We start from the raw sequence: 18,237 nt of genomic DNA, 5'->3' as shown, positions 1-18,237 counted from the left end.
TCGGACTAGATAGGGCCCATGTCAATCGCAGCCAAAGCCAACGCCCTCTGGGAATATGCCAACCCGCGCAAGTTTCTTGAAACCAGCGAACGGGTCCTGCCGTTTTTCTGGATCGTCTCGACCATCTGCATCGTTGTCGGTCTGACCTGGGGCTTTTTCTTTACACCGAACGACTACAAGCAGGGGTCGACGGTTAAGATCATCTATCTGCATGTTCCGGCGGCCCTGATGGCGATCAATTGCTGGCTGATGATGCTGGCCACCTCATTGGTCTGGCTGGTGCGTCGCCACCATGTCAGCGCGCTTGCGGCACGGGCTGCTGCACCGATCGGGATTGTAATGACCCTGATTGCGCTGCTGACGGGGGCCATCTGGGGACAGCCCATGTGGGGCACATGGTGGGCCTGGGATCCGCGCCTGACATCGTTCCTGATCTTGTTTCTGTTCTACCTTGGTTATGTCGCCTTGTGGGAAGCTATAGAAGATCCGGATACCGCGGCCGATCTGACCTCGGTTTTGTGCTTGGTGGGGTCGGTCTTTGCGATCCTCAGCCGGTATGCGGTGAATTTCTGGAATCAGGGCCTGCATCAGGGCGCATCGGTCATGCGGGCCGGGGCCGTTACCGGGGCGGATACGGAAGAGAAAGTCAGCAACGTCTTTTTCTACCCACTGCTGGCCTGCATCATCGGATTTGTTCTGCTGTTCATCGCCTTGGTGTTGTACCGCACCGGAACGGAAATTCGCGCCCGTCGTATCAAGGCGTTACAGGCACGGGAAAGGGTGGGCGGATGATCCCCGATCTTGGAAAATATGCAGACGCTGTTTTGTCGTCTTATGCCGTTTCCATTGTCCTTATAGTGGCACTGGTTGCGTTCAGCGTGATGCGCGGGCGCAAGGTGCGTGCGGAAATGGAAAAGGTCGAACAGAGGATGTCGCGCAATGGCTAAAATCTCGCCCCTGATGATTGCGCCACCTCTGATATTTGGCGCATTCGCGGTTCTCGCAGGCATCGGCATGTTTCGCGAAGATCCCAACGCTTTGCCCTCGGCCCGCGAAGGCCAACCGGCGCCGCCCGTGGTTCTAACCGAGTTTCCGGGAAAGACCCTTTTCGACGACGAAACGCTGCGGGACGGAGAGGTCAAGCTGGTCAACTATTGGGCCAGCTGGTGCGCCCCATGCCGCGTCGAGCACCCCAATCTCGAAGCGCTGGCAGCTGAAGGCATCCCTGTTTATGGCATCAACTACAAAGACAAGCTGAGCAGTGCCGAGGCTTTTCTGGCTGATCTTGGCGATCCTTACCTCGCCATGGGCCGCGACGAACAGGGCCGCATGGCGATTGATTGGGGTTTGTACGGTGTTCCCGAAACCTATGTGATTGATGGCGATGGTACGATCATCCTGCGATTTGCGGGCCCAATCACGCAGCGGGTGATTGAAAACACCCTTCGCCCCGCCTTGGAAAAAGCTGCAGGCGGTTAAGGTCGGTCCTTTAGCCAAAAGCCTAAACGGGTCTACAGACGATAGCCGCCGGTTACGCCCAGAACCTCTCCGGTAACAAATCCCGCCGCATCCGATGCCAGAAACCGTACGACGTTGGCGATATCTTCAGGTGTTCCGATCCGGCCCAATGCGGTCTCTTCGACGAAAAGCGAGGTCAGGTCGTCTGGCCGGGGGGCTTCGGGGATGTTGATGGCGCCCGGCGCGACGGCGTTGACACGGATACCGTCCGGGCCAAGCTCTTTCGCCATGGCACGGGTCCAGAGGTTCAGTGCGGCTTTGCTTGCCCCATAAGTCACGGCATCGCGCGGCGGCAGCGTTGCGTTCATGGATGAAATGCTGACGATGGATGCACCGCGTTTCAGATGTGGCAACGCAGCAGTGAGCAGCGCGGCAGGGGCCAGAAGGTTGAGATCGAGGATCGCCCGATGATCCTCAGCCTTAAACTCTTGCTTCGGAGTGGAACGGACAAGGCCCGCGTTATTCACGATCACGTCCAGCCGCCCGAAGTGATCGATGACCTGTTCAACAACCAAGGTCGGTTGATTGTCTTTCGTCAAGTCAGACTGAATCGCCAGAGCGTCGCCTTTCAGCAAATCTGGATCGGGCTCGCTGGCCAACCATGTGAACGCGATATGGTGATCTGGGCTTAGGTTTTCGACTATTGCCCGCCCAATCCCGCGGGCGCCACCGGTTATCAGCGCAACTTTATCCATGGGCACACAAGATCGGCAAAGTGTCCGAGATTCAACGCTGATCTTTTCGCGCTTAGAATTCTGTCACTTTCGCAGCAGTATCCAGAACATTGCTGCAATGAAAGCGAACGTTACGAGGTTCATCAGGGTGTCTGTGAGATCACCGATCAGCATCGCGTTGCCCCTCTTCTCTTAGTCCACGGAACAGGCAAACCATCAGCAGGACCGAAATAAAGACAAACGGCAAGGCTCCAAGCGAGATGAGGATTTTCACCGAGTCAACTGATCCAGAAAGGATCATTGCAACGCTTAGAAGTCCAAGCAATGCCCCCCAGATCAGACGCACACGCGGAGGAGGGTTTTCGTCCCCACCCGTCGAGAAAGTGCCCAAGACAAATGCCGCACTTACGACGCTGGTCACAATGAACAAAAATGCAGCCATTACAGTAGCGAGGGTCGTGATCAGAGACAGCGGTAAGCGGTCGAGCAGGGCAAAGGTTACACGCTCAATATTCGTTTGGGTGTAAGCCAGAAGTTCGCCCGCGCCATTGAGCGCTTCAAAAAGCCCGATGCCACCAAAAGCGCCGAACCAGAGGATCGAAAACAACGTGGGGGCGAACAGTACTCCGATCACGAATTCTCGTATTGTTCGACCGCGAGAGATGCGGGCGACGAAGACGCCCACAAATGGTCCCCAGGCGATCCACCAGACCATATAGGTAAGTGTCCAATCGCTGAACCATTTGGTGACGTCATCGCCGAAAAACGTAAAAGTCTGAAAACCCCTTGGAATGACATTGGTGACATAGTCGCCGAATCCCTGAACGACGGTGTTCAGAAGATATTCAGTTGGGCCGAGGACTACCGTGTAGGCCACAAGGCCGATCGCAATCAGCATAGCAGCGTTGGACAAACGCGCCATGCCTTGACCCAGATCGATCAAGAGCGCCGGGATATACGCAGCGACCATGGCCAGAAAGACAACGCCAATCAAAAGGGCTCCGACCGTTTCCCGGCCACCCAGAACAGCGATGCCATCTGCCACCTGAAACACGCCCATAGCCATGGAACCTCCAACACCGATGGCTATTGCGACGATTGCCATGAAATCTGAAAGCCACCCGACACGTTCTGCCCAGCGTTCACCGGGAAACAGGCTTTGGATCGGGGCGCTGACCATCATGCCGGTGCCGCGCCGGAAACTGAAATAGGCAATCGTCAGCGCGGTGGAGCCATAGATCGCCCAGGCATGTAGCCCCCAGTGAAAGTTCGTTGCCAGCATGGCTTGCTGCGCCGCGATGAAATCCGGCGCCATGCCTGTGATAAAGTTGAAGTGAGTTAGCGGTTCTGCCACTGCCCAAAACAACAGGCCGACGCCCATACCGGCGGAAAACAACATCGAAATCCATGTGGCCGTGGAAAACTCTGGTTCTTCGTCATCCCGGCCGAGGCGAATATTGCCATACGGTGAAAACGCCAAAAACAGGCATCCGATCAACATACCTGAAGCAGCGAGCATCACGAACCAGCCGCGGCTGTGGAAGGTCTGTTGGACGATACCACTTGCCCAGGTCACCAAGCTTTGAATGTCCACGACGCCCCATATTCCGATCACTGCAATAACGCTGAGGGAGCAAACCAGCAGAGCGTTGGGTTTCTTCATGGTGAATGGTTCCTGTGGATGACCTTGCCCAACAGTTTCAGGTTTTCGAATGAATGACCAGAAAACAAAAGACCCCCGGTTGTTGGCCGGGGGTTTTGATTGGTCGCATCGCTATCGGGTTACGATTCCTTTGCAAGGTTACGCAGCACATAGTGCAGCACGCCGCCGTTTTCGATGTATTCAATCTCGGGTGCGGTATCGATGCGGCACTTCAGGGTGATGGTCTTCTCAGTTCCATCGCCATAGACGATTGTGCAGGGTACCTCTTGCAGCGGTTGAATGGTGTCCAGACCGTGGATCGAGACGGTTTCGTCCCCCTTCAAGCCCAGTGTTTTGCGCGTGTCACCCCCTGTGAATTCGAAGGGAATGACGCCCATGCCAACCAGATTGGATCGGTGGATACGCTCAAAGCTCTCGGCGATTACGGCCTTGACGCCCAGCAGCGCCGTGCCCTTGGCCGCCCAGTCGCGGCTTGAGCCCGCGCCGTATTGTTCGCCGCCGAACACGACCAGCGGGGTGCCATTGGCCTGATAGGCCATCGAAGCGTCATAGATCGACGTCTGTTCGCCATCCGGACCTTTGGTATATCCGCCTTCAACTCCGTCCAACATCTCGTTCTTGATGCGGATATTGGCGAAGGTGCCGCGCATCATGACTTCGTGATTGCCCCGTCGCGAGCCATACGAGTTGAACTCGCGCGGCTGAACCTGACGGTCGGTCAGATACTTGCCAGCCGGCGTCGTGGTAGCGAATGATCCCGCAGGTGAGATGTGGTCGGTGGTTACCATGTCGCCCAGAATGGCCAGAACCTTGGCGCCTTCGATGTTCGAGATCGTGCCCGGTTCCGCCCCCATACCCTGGAAATAGGGCGGGTTCTGGATGTAGGTCGACGTTGGCGGCCAGTCATAGGTTTCCTGTTGCGGAACCTCTACGCTTTGCCATTTCTCATCCCCCTTGAAGACATCCGCATATTTGGACTGGAACGCTTCGCGGGTTACGGTTGCTTCGACCAGTTCCGCGATTTCACTTTGGGTTGGCCAGATGTCCTTCATGAAGACGTCGTTGCCATCCTTGTCCTGACCGATGGGCTCGGACGTCAGATCGATGTCGAGCGTACCTGCCAGCGCATAGACAACAACCAACGGCGGCGAAGCCAAGTAGTTTGCGCGGACATCCGGTGAGATACGGCCTTCGAAGTTCCGGTTGCCGGACAGAACCGACGTGGCGACCAGATCGCCCTCGGCAATGGCTTCCGAGATTTCTTTCTGGATCGGGCCCGAGTTGCCGATGCAGGTGGTGCAGCCGTACCCAACAAGGTTGAACCCAACCTTGTCCAGATCTTCTTGCAGTCCAGCGGCCTCAAGATAAGCAGATACAACCTGCGAACCGGGTGCCAGCGAGGTTTTGACCCAAGGTTTGCGGTTCAGACCCAGAGCTGCGGCTTTGCGAGCCACAAGGCCTGCACCGATCATCACGTAAGGGTTCGATGTGTTGGTGCAGGAGGTGATCGAAGCAATTACAACCTTGCCCGACTCCATGGTGTAGTCTTCGCCCTTGACGGCGACTTCCTTGCCCATGGAGCGCTTGAAAGTCTCTTTCATTTCCTTGGTGAAAGCGGCCTTGGCGTCGGTCAGCGCAACGTAGTCCTGCGGGCGTTTCGGGCCTGAAATTGCAGGAACGATTGTGCCCATGTCCAGTGATAGGGTGTCAGTGTAGATCGGCGCATAACCCGGGCCTCTCCAGAACCCGTTTTCCTTGGCATAGGCTTCGACCAGCGCGATGCGGTCTTCGTCGCGGCCAGTGTTGCGCATGTAGCGCAGGGTTTCGTCGTCGATCGGGAAGAAGCCGCATGTCGCGCCGTATTCCGGCGCCATGTTGGCAATGGTTGCACGGTCAGCCAGCGGCAGGCGGTCCAGCCCTTCGCCATAGAATTCGACGAATTTACCCACCACGCCCTTGGCGCGCAGCATTTCGACAACTTTCAGAACAAGGTCCGTACCGGTGGTGCCTTCGACCATCGAGCCGGTCAACTCAAAACCGATCACCTCAGGGATCAGCATCGAGATCGGCTGACCCAGCATTGCGGCCTCTGCCTCGATCCCGCCAACGCCCCACCCCAGAACGGCCATGCCGTTGACCATGGTGGTGTGGCTGTCGGTGCCAACCAGTGTGTCGGGATAGGCAACTTCTTCGCCGTTCTGATCGGTGTCAGTCCAGACAGTCTGTGCCAGATATTCCAGGTTCACCTGATGACAGATACCGGTGCCGGGAGGCACAACGCGGAAATTGTTGAACGCGTTCTGACCCCATTTCAGGAACTGATAGCGTTCCATGTTACGCTCGTATTCGCGGTCGACGTTCATCTGGAACGCACGCGGGTTACCGAACTCGTCGATCATGACCGAGTGGTCGATAACCAGATCGACCGGGTTCAGCGGGTTGATCTTCTGTGCGTCACCGCCCAGGCCCTTGATCCCGTCGCGCATGGCGGCCAGATCGACCACCGCTGGAACACCGGTGAAGTCCTGCATCAGCACGCGGGCAGGGCGGTACGCAATCTCGCGCGGGTTCTTGCCGCCATTGGCACCCCATTCGGCAAATGCTTTGATGTCATCGACCGAGACCGAAAAGCCGCTGTCTTCAAATCGGAGCATGTTTTCCAGCACGACTTTCAATGCGGCAGGAAGGTTGGAAAAATCACCCAAACCGGCCTGCTGCGCGGCGGGGATCGAATAGTAGGAAATGGATTTGCCATTCACGTTCAGGCTGCGGCGTGTCTTGGCGGTATCCTGTCCGACTTTAATGGGCATCGGGTGGCCTCCCTTCTCAAATGACTTGGATTTCGGGCATCGCTGAATGTTATCTGCATCACCCAAGCCGCTGGTTCAAGGTTCAATGACACTGGATTTGCAATTTTGTATACCATTGCACACATATGAGCGGAGAATTGCAAATACCGCCCTCAAGAAACGTTGATTGGCGGTTGAAGGGCAAAACGGCTATCCCAGAGAACACCCGCTTTATCCGAGAGTTTTGATGTTCAGACCCGCTGCTTTGACCGTCTTAATATCCTGCCTGTTCGCCACCCAGCCCATGGCCGGTGAGGATCCTGTGGTGGTTGAGCTGTTCACCTCACAGGGGTGTTCGTCTTGCCCGCCGGCGGACCGGATCATGCATGAGCTGGCGAAACGCGACGATGTCATCGGGCTGGCGCTGCATGTCGACTATTGGGATTACATCGGCTGGAAGGACGAATATGCCGATCCTGATCACACGCTCCGGCAACGGGCCTATGCCCGCGAAAACGGAAAATCCATGATCTATACGCCCCAGATGATCATTAATGGTCAGCACGATATTGTCGGCGCTCAGGCTCAGGAGCTCGACCGTCTGATTGATGCGCATCTAAAGGCCGCCCCCGAGGCAGCGGTTACAGCAATCCGAGACGCTGACGAAGTGACCGTGAGTGTGACGCCTGTGGAACTGCCCGAAGGTGAGACCTATGACGTGCGTATCGTTCAGTATTCGCCTCTGCGCCATGCCTCGATCCGCCGTGGTGAACTAGCCGGGCGAGAATTGGATTATGCCAATGTTGTCGAGACCTGGCAGATTGCGGGCCGGTGGGATGGGCAAACGCCGCAGACATACTCGGCGCAGCTGGAGCCGGGCTTGCCAGCCGTCGTGCTTGTGCAAAGGGCCGGTCACGGGCCAATAGTTGCCGCGTCTTGGGCCAAGTGATCAGGGCATGTCGTCCGGTTGGACGCCGAGCCCGTTCCAGCTTTTCCAACGCCGATGGATCCAGAACCACTGTCCCATATGCTGCCGCACGATCTGTTCCAGATCGTCATTGGTGAACTGAGTCATCGTCTTTGGGTCCGTGTGCGGAACGGGATCATGCAGGATGATTTCAAAGTCGATGCCATTAGGCTGGCGCACGGCATAGCACGGTATCAGTACGGCCTTGTACTTGATGGCCAGCTCTGCGTTCAGCACGGATGTCACGGCAGGCTTGCCAAAGAATGTCAGCTCTTCGCCCCCCAGCGCATGCAGGTCGGACACGATGGCAATGATTCCACCGTTCTTGAGTGACCGGACCATTTCGACCATACCGCGCCGCCCCTGCTCAAACATCGGCGCGCCGGTTTTGTAAAAAGCTTCGACATAGGCGTCGTTGAAATAGGGATTGGCCATCCGCCGGTAGAGGCATCCAATCGGCTTGCCGCTGTGTTTCTGCAGGGCAACACGAGCGGCCAGATAGTGACCGAAATGCGCAGTGATCATCATCACCGGGCGCCCTTCGGCAATCGCTGCATCAAACGCAGCAATACCCGGCCCGGATATCTTGGCGTTCACCTGACGTTCGATGAAACCTTCGGGTGAAAAATGCTCCATAATTGCCCGACCGGCATTATCCGACACGTCACGATAGATCTTTGTGATCTCGGCGTCAGACAATTCAGGGCAGGTGAGCTTTAGATTCCGGCGGACACGGGTGCGAAATCCAACGACGGGTGCAAGGGTTTTCATGATTGCACCCATGGTTGCTATGCGCCTTTCATAAGGAAGCAGGCGCATAGCGCCGATGATTCCCTGCAGGAACAGATTGGCGACATAGTATTTTCCAAGCTCAAACCGGCTGAGCTCCGACTTTTCGACGGGCATGGAGGTGTCTCACCGCGTGTTGCGAAATGTTGCCTCAGACATACAACCCGGTACCCGTAACCTCAAGCACCCTGGCGAAATGGCTGCCCTAACGATCTGGCGGGTGCGCCTGTTCCTGCTTCAACCCGTGCTTTCGTCGTCTTCCTTTTCAATCAGCGTAATTGTTCCGGCGTCTGACAAGGCACGAACCACCCCAACGATCTGGGTCATGGCATCTTCGGCCTCAGATTGCTTGACCCGCCCGCGTTCCGCGATTTCCTCGCGCAGGTTTTCTGCCATGCGGGAGGAGATATTCGACAGCAGAAACTCGACAGATGCCTTGTCATCGTCCGCGGCGGCACCAGCAAGGGCCGCGACCAGAACAGGCTGATCGACTTCCCTCAATATGGCTGGAACATCACGGGGCGAAATCCGGCCGGAGATATGGGCGAAGGTAAAGATCGAGCGGCGCACCAGATCGGCAAAATCGGCGTCGTCCTCATCCAGCGCGTTCAGCAGGTCGTCGCGCGTGGCGGACGCAGACTGGTTCAGAATTGCACCCACACGCGCGCCCGGACCGTCATTGAAGGCCAGAACAGGCCGCTGATCCAGCTGAGCAGCCAGTGACCAGCCGATCCGCTCAACCGCTTCGGGCGTGACATTTGCTGTTTTCGAGATTGCGTAGGTGATCCGCCGCGCCACCGGACCCGGCATGTGGCCCAGCATCTGCGCCGCCTGTGCCGTATCCATTTTTGAAAGCATCACAGCGGCCACTTCAGTGCTTTCCGCCTGTGCCATGGCCGCAAGGTCCTGGGCCGGAATGTCGCGCAACCTTTGCCAGGGATCACCGATCTGGCGAACTCCGGCAACTTTGCGCAAACGCGCCGCTGTTGCGGGCGTGATCTTTCCGCTGACGGCATCCAAGGCTCCGGCAAGCCCATGTGGAAAGGCCAGACCGACATTGTCCAGGGCTTCGCTGAATTCCTGTGCCACAGCACCCAGAGTCACCCGGTCCACAAGGCCCATTTCCCCCAATTGGTGTGTCAGTTTTTCTTGCAGGTCATCGGGAAGTTCCTCCAACGGAAGATCGGCGCCATCGTTCAACAACAGGCGCACGACGACAGCTGCTTTCTGACGGCTGGTCAAAGATCGGGGAACAAGGCGCGGGCTGTCGCCACCCCCTGCGGAAAATGGGGCCGAAGCCCCTTGAACCGTTTGAATTAATGCGTTGGTGTTCTGCATCTGCCTGTGGAGCCAAAGTTTTCGAACCACAGGCAGATTAGAGAGAGTCGGGTTAAATAACCCTGAACCTCAATAGCTGTATGTCAGGCCCGTTCGGATCGCTTCACGCAGCGACGCCTCGGCCCATGTGCCTTCGCCGCCTCGGGCCTTTATTTCACGCCATTGTTCGATCGCCAGATCGGTTCGGCCTTCGGAAACAAACCCCTGCGCCATGTAGCTGCGCGCCAAAAGATTGTCTGGGTTGGCATTGATCGCGTTTTGATAAAAGACATTTGCCAGTTCCAGCTCGCCCATTTTGCGATAGGTGAAACCCCAATAGGTCAGGACACGATCGTCCTCCTGATCCATGATGCGCAGAATGTCCTGAGCGTGCCCGTATTGCCCGTCATAAGCCAGTTCGCGGACCGCATTATACAGCTGATCATCGGTCAGGTTAGACTTGTCGGGTTTGACGCATTTTCCACGGGTTTCGTCATATACACGGCCGAACAGGCATTTCTTGGTCGTATTCGTGGGTTTCGGCGGGCTGCTGCTGTCACCGCCTGCGGCATGGACAGCTGGCGCGAAGGCAAAGGCTTGCAAGGCAAGGGCAGAAGCTAACAAAAGGCGCATTTCTTTACTCCGTTCTCGGGGCTCTTATTGAAATCATAGTGTGATCTACAAAAAAGCTAACAGTGGAACGGTCGCTTTTATTCACGAACTGGACAAAAATTGTCAGCTGTTGACAGATTTTGCACAGCTTTTTGTTTCAGTATCCCAGGCCGTACCGGGTGCGCAGGATTGGGTCTGTTTGGAATGCTCTTCGCAGGCAAGCCCGACCGAGGCCACAAGAACCAGTGCCAATGCGCTTAGGAGTGTTCGGATCATGATGTTTCCCTCGTATGGAAAAAGCACATGCAGGATACCGCATTTCTGTTGATCTGGCAAAAAGCAAGGGGGTGCCCTGCATGTGGCAGAGCACCCCCGGCTAACAGACTGAAAAGATAACCGTTATTCGCCAAACACGCGCGCAAAGATCGTATCGACATGCTTGGTGTGATACCCGAGGTCGAATTTCTCTTCGATCTCCGCAGGGCTGAGTGCGGCAGTTACATCAGCATCCGCCAACAGTTCCTCCTTGAAGTCGGTGCGGTGTTCCCAAACCTTCAAAGCGTTGCGCTGTACCATGGCATAGGCGTCCTCACGGCTGACACCTGCCTGGGTCAGGGCCAGCAGAACGCGCTGGCTCATGACCAGCCCGGGGAACTTGTTCATGTTTTCCAGCATGTTTTCCGGGAAGATCAGCATTTTGTCGACCACACCTGTCAGGCGGGCCAAGGCAAAATCCAGCGTGATTGTGGCATCCGGACCGATCATGCGCTCGACAGATGAATGCGAGATGTCGCGTTCGTGCCAGAGCGCAACATTCTCCATCGCCGGTATTACGGCCGCGCGGACCATGCGTGCCAGACCGGTCAGGTTCTCAGTCAGCACCGGGTTTTTCTTGTGCGGCATCGCCGAGGAGCCTTTCTGGCCCATCGAGAAGAACTCAGCCCCCTCCAGTACCTCGGTCCGCTGCATGTGGCGGATTTCGATGGCAATGTTTTCGATGCTGCTGGCGATGACGCCCAGCGTGGCAAAAAAGGCCGCGTGGCGGTCGCGCGGAATGACCTGCGTGCTGATCGGCTCAGGCACCAGACCCAGCTTGTCACAGACATGTTCCTCGACTTGCGGGTCGATATTGGCAAAGGTACCAACCGCGCCGCTGATCGCTCCGGTGGCGATTTCCGCACGTGCGTCACGCATCCGGGACAGGTTGCGGTCCATCTCGGCGTAGAAGCGGGCAAAGGTCAGACCCATGGTTGTCGGTTCGGCGTGGATGCCGTGGCTACGTCCGATACGAACCGTGTTCTTATGTTCCATCGCGCGGCGCTTGAGCGCGGCCAGAAGCCCTTCAAGGTCGCCAATCAGGATGTCGGCGGCGCGGGTCAGCTGTACGTTGAAACAGGTGTCCAGCACGTCCGAGCTGGTCATGCCCTGATGCACAAAACGCGCCTCTTCACTGCCGACATGCTCTGCAAGATGGGTCAGGAAGGCGATGACGTCATGCTTGGTGACGGCCTCGATCTCGTCGATGCGGGCGACATCGAATTCCACATCCTTGGCTTTCCAGACAGCTTCGGCATTTTCACGCGGGATCACGCCCAGATCCGCCATGGCATCGCACGCGTGCGCCTCGATCTCGTACCAGATGCGGAACTTGGTCTCGGGCGACCAGATGGCAACCATGTCGGGGCGGGAATAACGGGGAATCATAGGCGACGGCACCTTTTTTGCAGATTGGATGAGGCGTTGGCGCGGGGTTTAGCCGCGTGCGGGGTAGGGAACAAGATGCGAGAGCGTATATGAGACGGTTTGCCCTGATTCTTGCCGTTTGTTCGGGCTTTTCAGCAGCAGACGGGTTCGGAAAACTGTCCTGCAAAGGATATGGCAAGGCAGTGACGGGCAGGGTGTCGCAACAAGGCAGGTTTTGGGCCTGCAACTAGGTCTCACCGGATCATGCCGCCAGTTGGGGTGGATGCCCGTCTTGCCCTTGCTGCCAAGCGATGCTGGACAAACAGCGCTGCGACAGTTCAATCTGATCGGAAGGAAATAACCGGGTTATTGAGATATGCGATTTTTATCATGTTCTATACTTGCCCTCTGTGGTGCGTTTTGGGTCGGCGCAGCTGCACCAGCACTGGCTGACACACCCGTGACATACACCGATGAAGGCCAAGCGCTCTTTCGGTTTGACGTACCAGACTTCTGGGTCCTTCGTACCGGCGGCCCGCGCGAGATTGAGGATACCGAACTGGGCGATGCCCGTGCGGTCGCGCGGGTCATGGGGTTCCGGCCGGTGACAGACGATGCGGTGTGGATGGGTTTCGTATCACCTGCGGGTGTTGGAACAATTCAGGGCGGCGTCCGGTACTTGCAGGATATCGACAAGTTTCTGGTCAAAGATCCTACGACGACCAGCACCAGCGATACCCGTATCGGCGGATTGCCAGCCCGCATGTTTCGGGGCACCGGGCACCGGGACGGCAAGGGAGTAAGCTTTACCGCCACCGTCATTGACCTTCCGCAAGGCCGGGTTGCCATCGCAGTTGCTATTCTGCGGGACGGGGCAGACCCGAGTTATGCAGATGATCTGAACGCCGTATTCGCGTCGTTCCGGGCGCTTCAGTGAGGGAGGGAGCGATGAGCGTTAGACTGATCAAACGGATGTCTCTTGCGCTGGGGTTGGGGATCGCGACTTTGACGCTGTCAGCCTGTGACGGTGTTACGGTTGGGGTCGGGTACGGGTATGACCCGTTTTACGACTCGATGCTGTGGAACGACTACTACCATGACGTTAATGTGGATATTGACGTTGATCGTCCCAACCGACCTGATCGACCAGTGCGTCCCGAGCGTCCGAAACCGCCTGTGGCCAAACCTCCCGCGCGCCCGCGCCCACCTGTCGCGCGTCCGCCGGTTGCCCGCCCGCCCATTCATCGACCGGGCCCGCGGCGCTAAGGAACAAAAGGCCGCCTGTCAGGCGGCCTTTCTTATGAAAGAAGCTCGGTCGTTATGTGGGCCGAGCCTTCAAGCGTCCGGTGAACCGGGCACTTGTCCGCAATCTCAAGCAAACGTTGCCTTTGCTCCTGATTCAACGGGCCGCTCAGGCGGATTTTCCGGCGAAACTGGTCCACCTTGCCATCATTCACCAATCCGGCATCCTGTGCGTGAACCTTGTCATGACACACATCGACGCTGACATTTGTCAGGGGCCAGCCTTTGCGCCGGGCGTACATGCGTATTGTCATCGATGTGCAGGCCCCCAAACCGGCCGAGACAAAGCCATAAGGCGACATGCCCTTGTCCGTACCGCCATAAGATGCGGGCTCATCCGCGACCAGATGGTGGTTTGGACCCGCCTGAATATCCTGCATGAACCCGCCCGGATCTGCTTCGGTTATGCGCACAACGCCCTCTGGCGCACCCGGTGGCGGAGCGGGTGGGCACAGTTTCACATAGCGTGAAACCCAAGCGGCAATAACATCCGCTGCATATTCGGCGTCAGAGGCGCGCGTGATCAGATGGTCGGCGTCGTCGAGAGTTACAAAGCTTTTGGGGTGTTTCGCGGCCAGAAAGATCGCGCTCGCATTGTCGATGCTGACCGTTTCGTCGCGTGGGGCATGAAGGATCAACAGAGCAGCTTTGAGGTCGGCGATTGCAGATGACAGGGCCGATTTGGCAATGTCGTCCACAAAAGCTTTACCAATGCGGAAGGGGCGACCACCCAAAGAGACCTCGGCACTGCCATCCTCTGCGATCTGAGGCAGCGCCGCCTCAAAGTGATGCGACACATGGGCGGGGTCCGCCGGTGCACCCAATGTCACGACGGCTTTTACAGTCGGAATACCAGCCCGCGCCCGCAACACCGCCGCGCCCCCAAGCGAGTGGCCGATCAGCAGGGCAGGTGCCATTTTTCGACCAGCCAGATATTGCGCGGCTGAAATCAGATCCTCGACATTCGAAGTGAAGGTCGTATTGGCAAACTCGCCTTCGGAATGGCCCAGTCCGGTGAAATCGAACCGCAGCACCGCAATGCCCATGGCAGCCAGTCGGGCAGAAATGCGCCGGGCGGCCGGGATATCCTTGGAGCAGGTAAAGCAGTGGGCGAACATGGCCGTTGCCAGCACCGGTCCGTCCGGCAAATCCAGTCGCGCCGCCAATTGGCTGCCGTCATGTCCGGCAAAAGTGATGCGTTCCGTGGGCATGTCGGCTCCTTGAGTGGTACTGGGGAACACGCCCAATACTGTGTATTTGCCCCTTGGGTCACAACCCTTAAGTCACACGCGTAACGGGAAGGTGAGAACGAATGGGTGTTTCACAGGCTGCGCAAGATCCCTGCCGTTTTCGTGTTGCACGACGGCGGAGCTCTTACCTTCTTTTATTATCAAGAAATTTGATGGTGATGCAAACAAACATTCGTTTCACTTATGTTCTTCCACATCCCATTTGTGGTTCCTGAAAGCTGAAACAGGAGACACAGATGTCACATGCAGATATTGCACCCCGGATACCCGACCTGCGTTCACGTATGATCCTGGCTATTGTTCTGGCCGGCGTTGCCGGGTTCGCGATTGGCCAATCCTGGCCCGCGCCCCAAGGTGGTTCACAGGTTCAGATCAGCCCTGCCACGGAAGATTGGCATGGAAATGTCCGCCGGTCCCATTGGTCGAATTGAGGGCCCGGCCTTATTCGATCCCCATCAATTGGGGGTCAAAGGGATATCTGGACAGGTTCTCATACCCGGTTTCGGTAATGAGAACCTGATCCTCAAGCTTGATGCTGAAATCGCCACCGACTTCGCCGACGCAGGCTTCGACGCACAGCACCATGCCGGGCTCCAGCGGATAGTCATATGCGCCTTCGACGGCTTTGTCCGGATACGCAACCAGCGGCCATTCATCACACAATCCCACTCCGTGCATCAGGCAGCCGTATTTCTGCGCCTGAAATTTGTCGTCAAGCCGGTGCGACATGGCGGTAAGTTCCGGGATCATCACACCGGGCTTCAGCATCTGCATGTTGGTCATGATGTGTTCATGCGCGTGCTGCATGGCATAGATCATGTCAGGGCGGGGCTTTTGGTCACCGATCCACCATGTGCGCGAGATATCGATGCATATCCCGTATGACCCGATCAGGTCGGTGTCGAAGGCGATGATTTCGTTTTGCTGCGTGATGCGCGGGCCACATTCCTGGAACCACGGGTTCGTGCGTTGGCCTGACGCCAGCAGGCGGGTTTCGATCCATTCGCCACCGCGACGGATGTTTTCCGCGTGCAGAACAGCCCAGATATCATCCTCGGTTGTCTTGCCATTGCCGACATTCGCGCGTGCAAAGCTCTCCATCTCCGCTACAGCGGTTTCGCAGGCGTGATTGGCACAGCGCATGGCCAGAATCTCATCCGGTCCCTTCACGGCACGGGTTTTTTCGGTCAGCTCTTCACCTTCCATGACCTCAAAGCCCTGCGCCTCAAGCGCGCGCAGACCGTGCAGCATGATCTTGTCGACAGCCAAACGTTTGTTGCCGCCGCCATGCGCATCGATCAGTACGCGCACCTCGTTCGAGAAAACATCTGCCGCAATATCCACCTTGTCGCCACGGTCGAAGTAAAACAGGTCCGCCCCTGAACGCTGTTCGCGCACCAGCGGATTGAACGTGCTGAGGAAAGGTGAGTTCTTGTAGTCCCAGATCACCATATAGCCATCGGCACATAACAGCACCGCGCGAAACGGGTTATGCGTATTCCACAACTGCATGTTCGTGCTGTCGGTTGCGTAGCGGATGTTCAGCGGGTCAAAAACCAGCAAGCCACCATATCCGCGATCAACGATGGCCTGCGTCAGTCGTTTCCAGCGGTGTTCCCGCATCCGGGCAAGATTGGGCAGTTCCAGCCCCGCAGCAGCCCATTCGTCAAAAGCCAGCTGTGTCGGTCCGATCTCGATCCGATCATTTTCGTTTGGCGTGCCATCACCCAGCGTAGCGCCTCGGCTGGGGTCAATCTTGCGCGTGTCTCGGTAATGCTTGTTCATGACGGACCTCGTTGCTTGTTCAGTCAAACCTAAGGTGCCCATGTGGATCGTCTTGGAAAAATGCGACGGCGATCCTGTCGTTTTCGACCGACAAATATTTCGACCCATGCTAAGCCACTGGTATGAATAAAATTCTGCAAGATAAAATACCGTATGATGTCGGCGACCTACGTGCTTTACCGGGTATCCAGCCTGCAACGATGGAAAACTGGTTGCATCGGGACGAGGCTTTTGTCGGTCAGATGCAACGCCGGCAGAAGCTGCTGACGGAACGCCGCGAAGACGTTCTGGCGCTTGATCCGCAGGCTGAACCCGCCGCTCGGGAACTGCTCGACCTTGTGCTGTCGCAGGTCTATCCCAATGCGGATGAAGAAGTCGTCAGACCCGACGGAGTAAGTGTCGCAGTCGACCGGGCGCAGCCGCTTGATACATTGTGCAGGCTGGTTCAGGAGGATTTTTGCATCCTGCAAAAGCGCGGAACTGTACATGTATTGACCGGCGCAATCCTGTGTTTCCCGGCCAGCTGGCTTTTGTCGGAAAAATTCATGCGGCCACTGATCGACATCCATGTGCCTGTCGCAAGTTACGACGAAAATATCGCCAAGCGGGTGCAACGCCTGTTCGACGGGATACAGCCCGGTCGTCCGCTCTGGCGCTTTAACGCGCTTTGGTATGAAGACCCCGAACTGTTTCAACCCCGAAGCGCAAATGACAGGCGGGGCGACACAGATCGACGTAAAACGTCCTACTTGCGAAGTGAGCGGCAAACCCTGCTGCGCTTGCCGAAAACGGATGCGGTCGTCTTTTCAATCCACACTTATGTTCTGGCCGCGAACGCGGTTCCCAAAATGGAAAACCCCGCCTGAAGGCGGGGCATCCAAGGAGGGTCTTCTGTAATTCTCTTATTGGCCCAAGGCGGCCGCAACATCGGCAAACGCGTTCGTTGCGTTCAGGGCAACTATCGCGAAGGTAAAGACAAGCACCTGTGTGTTGAGGCGAAAATCTTCACCCCGGATCAGATTGACGGCAGCCATTGACAGGGCAATCGGGGTCGAAACGCCAGCCAGTACACCCGTCATGCACCAACTGCTGAGACGCAAAACGTCACTTGGCTTTACGACACCATCTTCGTCATCGAACGTTTCCTGACCTGGCTTGTTTGTATCTTCACTGCGAAACGCGATGCTGAGCAATTGTTCATCTGTCAGCTGGATCGGGCGGGACGTCGAAGCATGAAGAACACTTATGGTGTCATCGTTCTCGGGCACATTCATTGCCGAGAACTGCCCGGTCAGCGACTGGAAAATTTGTTTTCTGTCGCGTGTTCGGCTGGGGGCCAGAGTGTCAAAGGCGCTCATGAACTGCTCGACCGTCAGAACCGTGTGTGGCGACAGCCATTCAACGCGCCGGGTCGAACAAATATCGACCATGCGATACAGAATGACGACCATCATCAGTTCCGAAATCTCGGAGTCATCCAGCAGGGGGGAAACCGGCGTGATCGAAAGAACCAACCTGTTTTGCGGATTTGCGGCGCGGGGTTTTGTTATCGTTTTTAGCCCCGCGGCGCGATCCATACGCTCGTACCGGTCTTCCTGCTCGGGGGTGCCTGTATCCAAGGTCAGTCGCACAAGGTACTGACTTGAAACAATGCTTGCTTCGGAATTGCTCAGCAACGCCTTGCGTTCGACCAGATGGCCGTAATCTTCCAGCGTCGTGGCAACGATTGTGCCAAAACGCTCGATCGCGCCATTTGCGTCGCCATTGAATTGCAGGCCGCCATGGTAGCTGTGCTTCCGAGCCACTGCACTGTCCTTTTTTGCGTACTGTTCAGCAAACACTGTAACAACCATTCGTGAGGAGAATTTGGCGGAAAATGCAAAAAAGG

General features: G+C 56.9%; 19 protein-coding genes. 8 read left to right on the top strand and 11 right to left on the bottom strand.

Going from position 1 to position 18,237, the window contains the following annotated elements; all coding sequences use genetic code 11:
- Positions 1 to 18: 18 nt before the first annotated feature.
- Genes ACR0LL_RS06680 through ACR0LL_RS06670 form a run of 3 tightly spaced genes read left to right on the top strand, consistent with a single transcriptional unit; the run spans position 19 to position 1,479 of the window.
- Positions 19 to 792, top strand: a complete 774-nt coding sequence (locus ACR0LL_RS06680; protein WP_480584929.1) for a heme ABC transporter permease — start codon at positions 19 to 21, stop codon at positions 790 to 792.
- Complete coding sequence (ccmD, locus tag ACR0LL_RS06675) at positions 789 to 947, top strand: heme exporter protein CcmD (RefSeq protein ID WP_267366834.1); 159 nt, start codon at positions 789 to 791, stop codon at positions 945 to 947. The genes ACR0LL_RS06680 and ccmD overlap by 4 nt, the downstream gene beginning before the upstream one ends.
- Positions 940 to 1,479, top strand: coding sequence for a DsbE family thiol:disulfide interchange protein (locus ACR0LL_RS06670; protein WP_480584926.1), 540 nt, complete (start codon positions 940 to 942; stop codon positions 1,477 to 1,479). Before ccmD ends, ACR0LL_RS06670 begins: the two co-directional genes overlap by 8 nt.
- Before the next feature lie 32 nt (positions 1,480 to 1,511).
- Here the strand turns inward: ACR0LL_RS06670 and ACR0LL_RS06665 are convergent, their stop codons facing one another.
- From ACR0LL_RS06665 to acnA, 3 genes are all read right to left on the bottom strand, one after another.
- On the bottom strand, positions 1,512 to 2,213 hold the full coding sequence (locus ACR0LL_RS06665) for an SDR family NAD(P)-dependent oxidoreductase (RefSeq protein WP_480584923.1): 702 nt from the start codon (positions 2,211 to 2,213) through the stop codon (positions 1,512 to 1,514).
- 139 nt (positions 2,214 to 2,352) lie between these two features.
- A complete protein-coding gene (locus ACR0LL_RS06660) occupies positions 2,353 to 3,855 on the bottom strand; it encodes a BCCT family transporter (RefSeq protein WP_480584920.1) in 1,503 nt (500 codons plus the stop codon).
- A 119-nt stretch (positions 3,856 to 3,974) separates the two neighbouring features.
- Positions 3,975 to 6,665: an aconitate hydratase AcnA gene (gene acnA / locus ACR0LL_RS06655; RefSeq protein WP_480584917.1), complete on the bottom strand. Its 2,691-nt coding sequence runs from the start codon at positions 6,663 to 6,665 to the stop codon at positions 3,975 to 3,977.
- Positions 6,666 to 6,891: 226 nt separating this feature from the next.
- Here acnA and ACR0LL_RS06650 point away from each other — a divergent pair, with 226 nt between their 5' ends.
- Positions 6,892 to 7,593 carry a DUF1223 domain-containing protein gene (locus tag ACR0LL_RS06650; RefSeq protein WP_480584913.1) on the top strand — a complete coding sequence of 234 codons (702 nt, stop codon included), beginning with the start codon at positions 6,892 to 6,894 and terminating at the stop codon, positions 7,591 to 7,593.
- Here the strand turns inward: ACR0LL_RS06650 and ACR0LL_RS06645 are convergent, their stop codons facing one another.
- From ACR0LL_RS06645 to purB, 5 genes are all read right to left on the bottom strand, one after another.
- Positions 7,594 to 8,517 carry a lysophospholipid acyltransferase family protein gene (locus tag ACR0LL_RS06645; RefSeq protein WP_480584910.1) on the bottom strand — a complete coding sequence of 308 codons (924 nt, stop codon included), beginning with the start codon at positions 8,515 to 8,517 and terminating at the stop codon, positions 7,594 to 7,596.
- A 120-nt stretch (positions 8,518 to 8,637) separates the two neighbouring features.
- Positions 8,638 to 9,738, bottom strand: a complete 1,101-nt coding sequence (locus tag ACR0LL_RS06640) for a flagellar motor switch protein FliG (protein ID WP_480584908.1) — start codon at positions 9,736 to 9,738, stop codon at positions 8,638 to 8,640.
- Positions 9,739 to 9,807: 69 nt separating this feature from the next.
- Complete coding sequence (locus ACR0LL_RS06635) at positions 9,808 to 10,350, bottom strand: tetratricopeptide repeat protein (RefSeq protein WP_480584906.1); 543 nt, start codon at positions 10,348 to 10,350, stop codon at positions 9,808 to 9,810.
- 102 nt (positions 10,351 to 10,452) lie between these two features.
- Entirely contained in the window at positions 10,453 to 10,605 is a 153-nt protein-coding gene (locus tag ACR0LL_RS06630) for a hypothetical protein (protein ID WP_480504699.1), read from the bottom strand.
- 123 nt (positions 10,606 to 10,728) lie between these two features.
- Positions 10,729 to 12,033, bottom strand: coding sequence for an adenylosuccinate lyase (gene purB / locus ACR0LL_RS06625; protein WP_480584903.1), 1,305 nt, complete (start codon positions 12,031 to 12,033; stop codon positions 10,729 to 10,731).
- A gap of 439 nt (positions 12,034 to 12,472) precedes the next feature.
- Between purB and ACR0LL_RS06620 the strand changes: the two genes are divergently transcribed.
- Both ACR0LL_RS06620 and ACR0LL_RS06615 read left to right on the top strand, forming a co-directional pair.
- The gene (locus ACR0LL_RS06620; RefSeq protein WP_480584900.1) at positions 12,473 to 12,949 is read left to right on the top strand and encodes a hypothetical protein; all 477 of its coding nucleotides are present in this window, start codon (positions 12,473 to 12,475) and stop codon (positions 12,947 to 12,949) included.
- An 11-nt stretch (positions 12,950 to 12,960) separates the two neighbouring features.
- Positions 12,961 to 13,278, top strand: coding sequence for a hypothetical protein (locus ACR0LL_RS06615; protein WP_480584897.1), 318 nt, complete (start codon positions 12,961 to 12,963; stop codon positions 13,276 to 13,278).
- Between the two features lie 32 nt (positions 13,279 to 13,310).
- Here the strand turns inward: ACR0LL_RS06615 and ACR0LL_RS06610 are convergent, their stop codons facing one another.
- A complete protein-coding gene (locus ACR0LL_RS06610) occupies positions 13,311 to 14,525 on the bottom strand; it encodes a bifunctional alpha/beta hydrolase/OsmC family protein (protein ID WP_480584894.1) in 1,215 nt (404 codons plus the stop codon).
- A gap of 275 nt (positions 14,526 to 14,800) precedes the next feature.
- Here ACR0LL_RS06610 and ACR0LL_RS06605 point away from each other — a divergent pair, with 275 nt between their 5' ends.
- Positions 14,801 to 14,995 carry a hypothetical protein gene (locus ACR0LL_RS06605; protein WP_480584891.1) on the top strand — a complete coding sequence of 65 codons (195 nt, stop codon included), beginning with the start codon at positions 14,801 to 14,803 and terminating at the stop codon, positions 14,993 to 14,995.
- A gap of 10 nt (positions 14,996 to 15,005) precedes the next feature.
- Here ACR0LL_RS06605 and dddP read toward each other — a convergent pair whose 3' ends face one another.
- Positions 15,006 to 16,349, bottom strand: a complete 1,344-nt coding sequence (dddP, locus tag ACR0LL_RS06600) for a dimethylsulfonioproprionate lyase DddP (RefSeq protein ID WP_480545393.1) — start codon at positions 16,347 to 16,349, stop codon at positions 15,006 to 15,008.
- Positions 16,350 to 16,471: 122 nt separating this feature from the next.
- Between dddP and ACR0LL_RS06595 the strand changes: the two genes are divergently transcribed.
- Positions 16,472 to 17,215 (top strand): heme-dependent oxidative N-demethylase family protein, encoded by a 744-nt coding sequence (locus ACR0LL_RS06595; protein WP_480584889.1) that lies wholly within the window; start codon positions 16,472 to 16,474, stop codon positions 17,213 to 17,215.
- Between the two features lie 36 nt (positions 17,216 to 17,251).
- On the opposite strand, the gene ACR0LL_RS06590 is transcribed toward ACR0LL_RS06595, so the two are convergent.
- Positions 17,252 to 18,154 carry a hypothetical protein gene (locus ACR0LL_RS06590; RefSeq protein ID WP_480584886.1) on the bottom strand — a complete coding sequence of 301 codons (903 nt, stop codon included), beginning with the start codon at positions 18,152 to 18,154 and terminating at the stop codon, positions 17,252 to 17,254.
- Between the last annotated feature and the right edge of the window lie 83 nt (positions 18,155 to 18,237).

The organism is Ruegeria sp. AI2, from assembly GCF_056541275.1.
Note: the sequence above shows the minus strand (reverse complement) of the source record. Positions and strands in the feature narration are given on the sequence as shown.

Coding starts and splice junctions, on each gene's coding strand:
- ACR0LL_RS06635 (WP_480584906.1), bottom strand. CDS start 10,350: ATGCGCCTTTTGTTAGCTTCTGCCCTTGCCTTGCAAGCCTTTGCCTTC.
- dddP (WP_480545393.1), bottom strand. CDS start 16,349: ATGAACAAGCATTACCGAGACACGCGCAAGATTGACCCCAGCCGAGGC.
- ACR0LL_RS06665 (WP_480584923.1), bottom strand. CDS start 2,213: ATGGATAAAGTTGCGCTGATAACCGGTGGCGCCCGCGGGATTGGGCGG.
- ACR0LL_RS06605 (WP_480584891.1), top strand. CDS start 14,801: ATGTCACATGCAGATATTGCACCCCGGATACCCGACCTGCGTTCACGT.
- ACR0LL_RS06630 (WP_480504699.1), bottom strand. CDS start 10,605: ATGATCCGAACACTCCTAAGCGCATTGGCACTGGTTCTTGTGGCCTCG.
- ACR0LL_RS06660 (WP_480584920.1), bottom strand. CDS start 3,855: ATGAAGAAACCCAACGCTCTGCTGGTTTGCTCCCTCAGCGTTATTGCA.
- ACR0LL_RS06640 (WP_480584908.1), bottom strand. CDS start 9,738: ATGCAGAACACCAACGCATTAATTCAAACGGTTCAAGGGGCTTCGGCC.
- ACR0LL_RS06670 (WP_480584926.1), top strand. CDS start 940: ATGGCTAAAATCTCGCCCCTGATGATTGCGCCACCTCTGATATTTGGC.
- ACR0LL_RS06645 (WP_480584910.1), bottom strand. CDS start 8,517: ATGCCCGTCGAAAAGTCGGAGCTCAGCCGGTTTGAGCTTGGAAAATAC.
- ACR0LL_RS06615 (WP_480584897.1), top strand. CDS start 12,961: ATGAGCGTTAGACTGATCAAACGGATGTCTCTTGCGCTGGGGTTGGGG.
- acnA (WP_480584917.1), bottom strand. CDS start 6,665: ATGCCCATTAAAGTCGGACAGGATACCGCCAAGACACGCCGCAGCCTG.
- ACR0LL_RS06650 (WP_480584913.1), top strand. CDS start 6,892: ATGTTCAGACCCGCTGCTTTGACCGTCTTAATATCCTGCCTGTTCGCC.
- ccmD (WP_267366834.1), top strand. CDS start 789: ATGATCCCCGATCTTGGAAAATATGCAGACGCTGTTTTGTCGTCTTAT.
- ACR0LL_RS06610 (WP_480584894.1), bottom strand. CDS start 14,525: ATGCCCACGGAACGCATCACTTTTGCCGGACATGACGGCAGCCAATTG.
- ACR0LL_RS06680 (WP_480584929.1), top strand. CDS start 19: ATGTCAATCGCAGCCAAAGCCAACGCCCTCTGGGAATATGCCAACCCG.
- purB (WP_480584903.1), bottom strand. CDS start 12,033: ATGATTCCCCGTTATTCCCGCCCCGACATGGTTGCCATCTGGTCGCCC.
- ACR0LL_RS06595 (WP_480584889.1), top strand. CDS start 16,472: ATGAATAAAATTCTGCAAGATAAAATACCGTATGATGTCGGCGACCTA.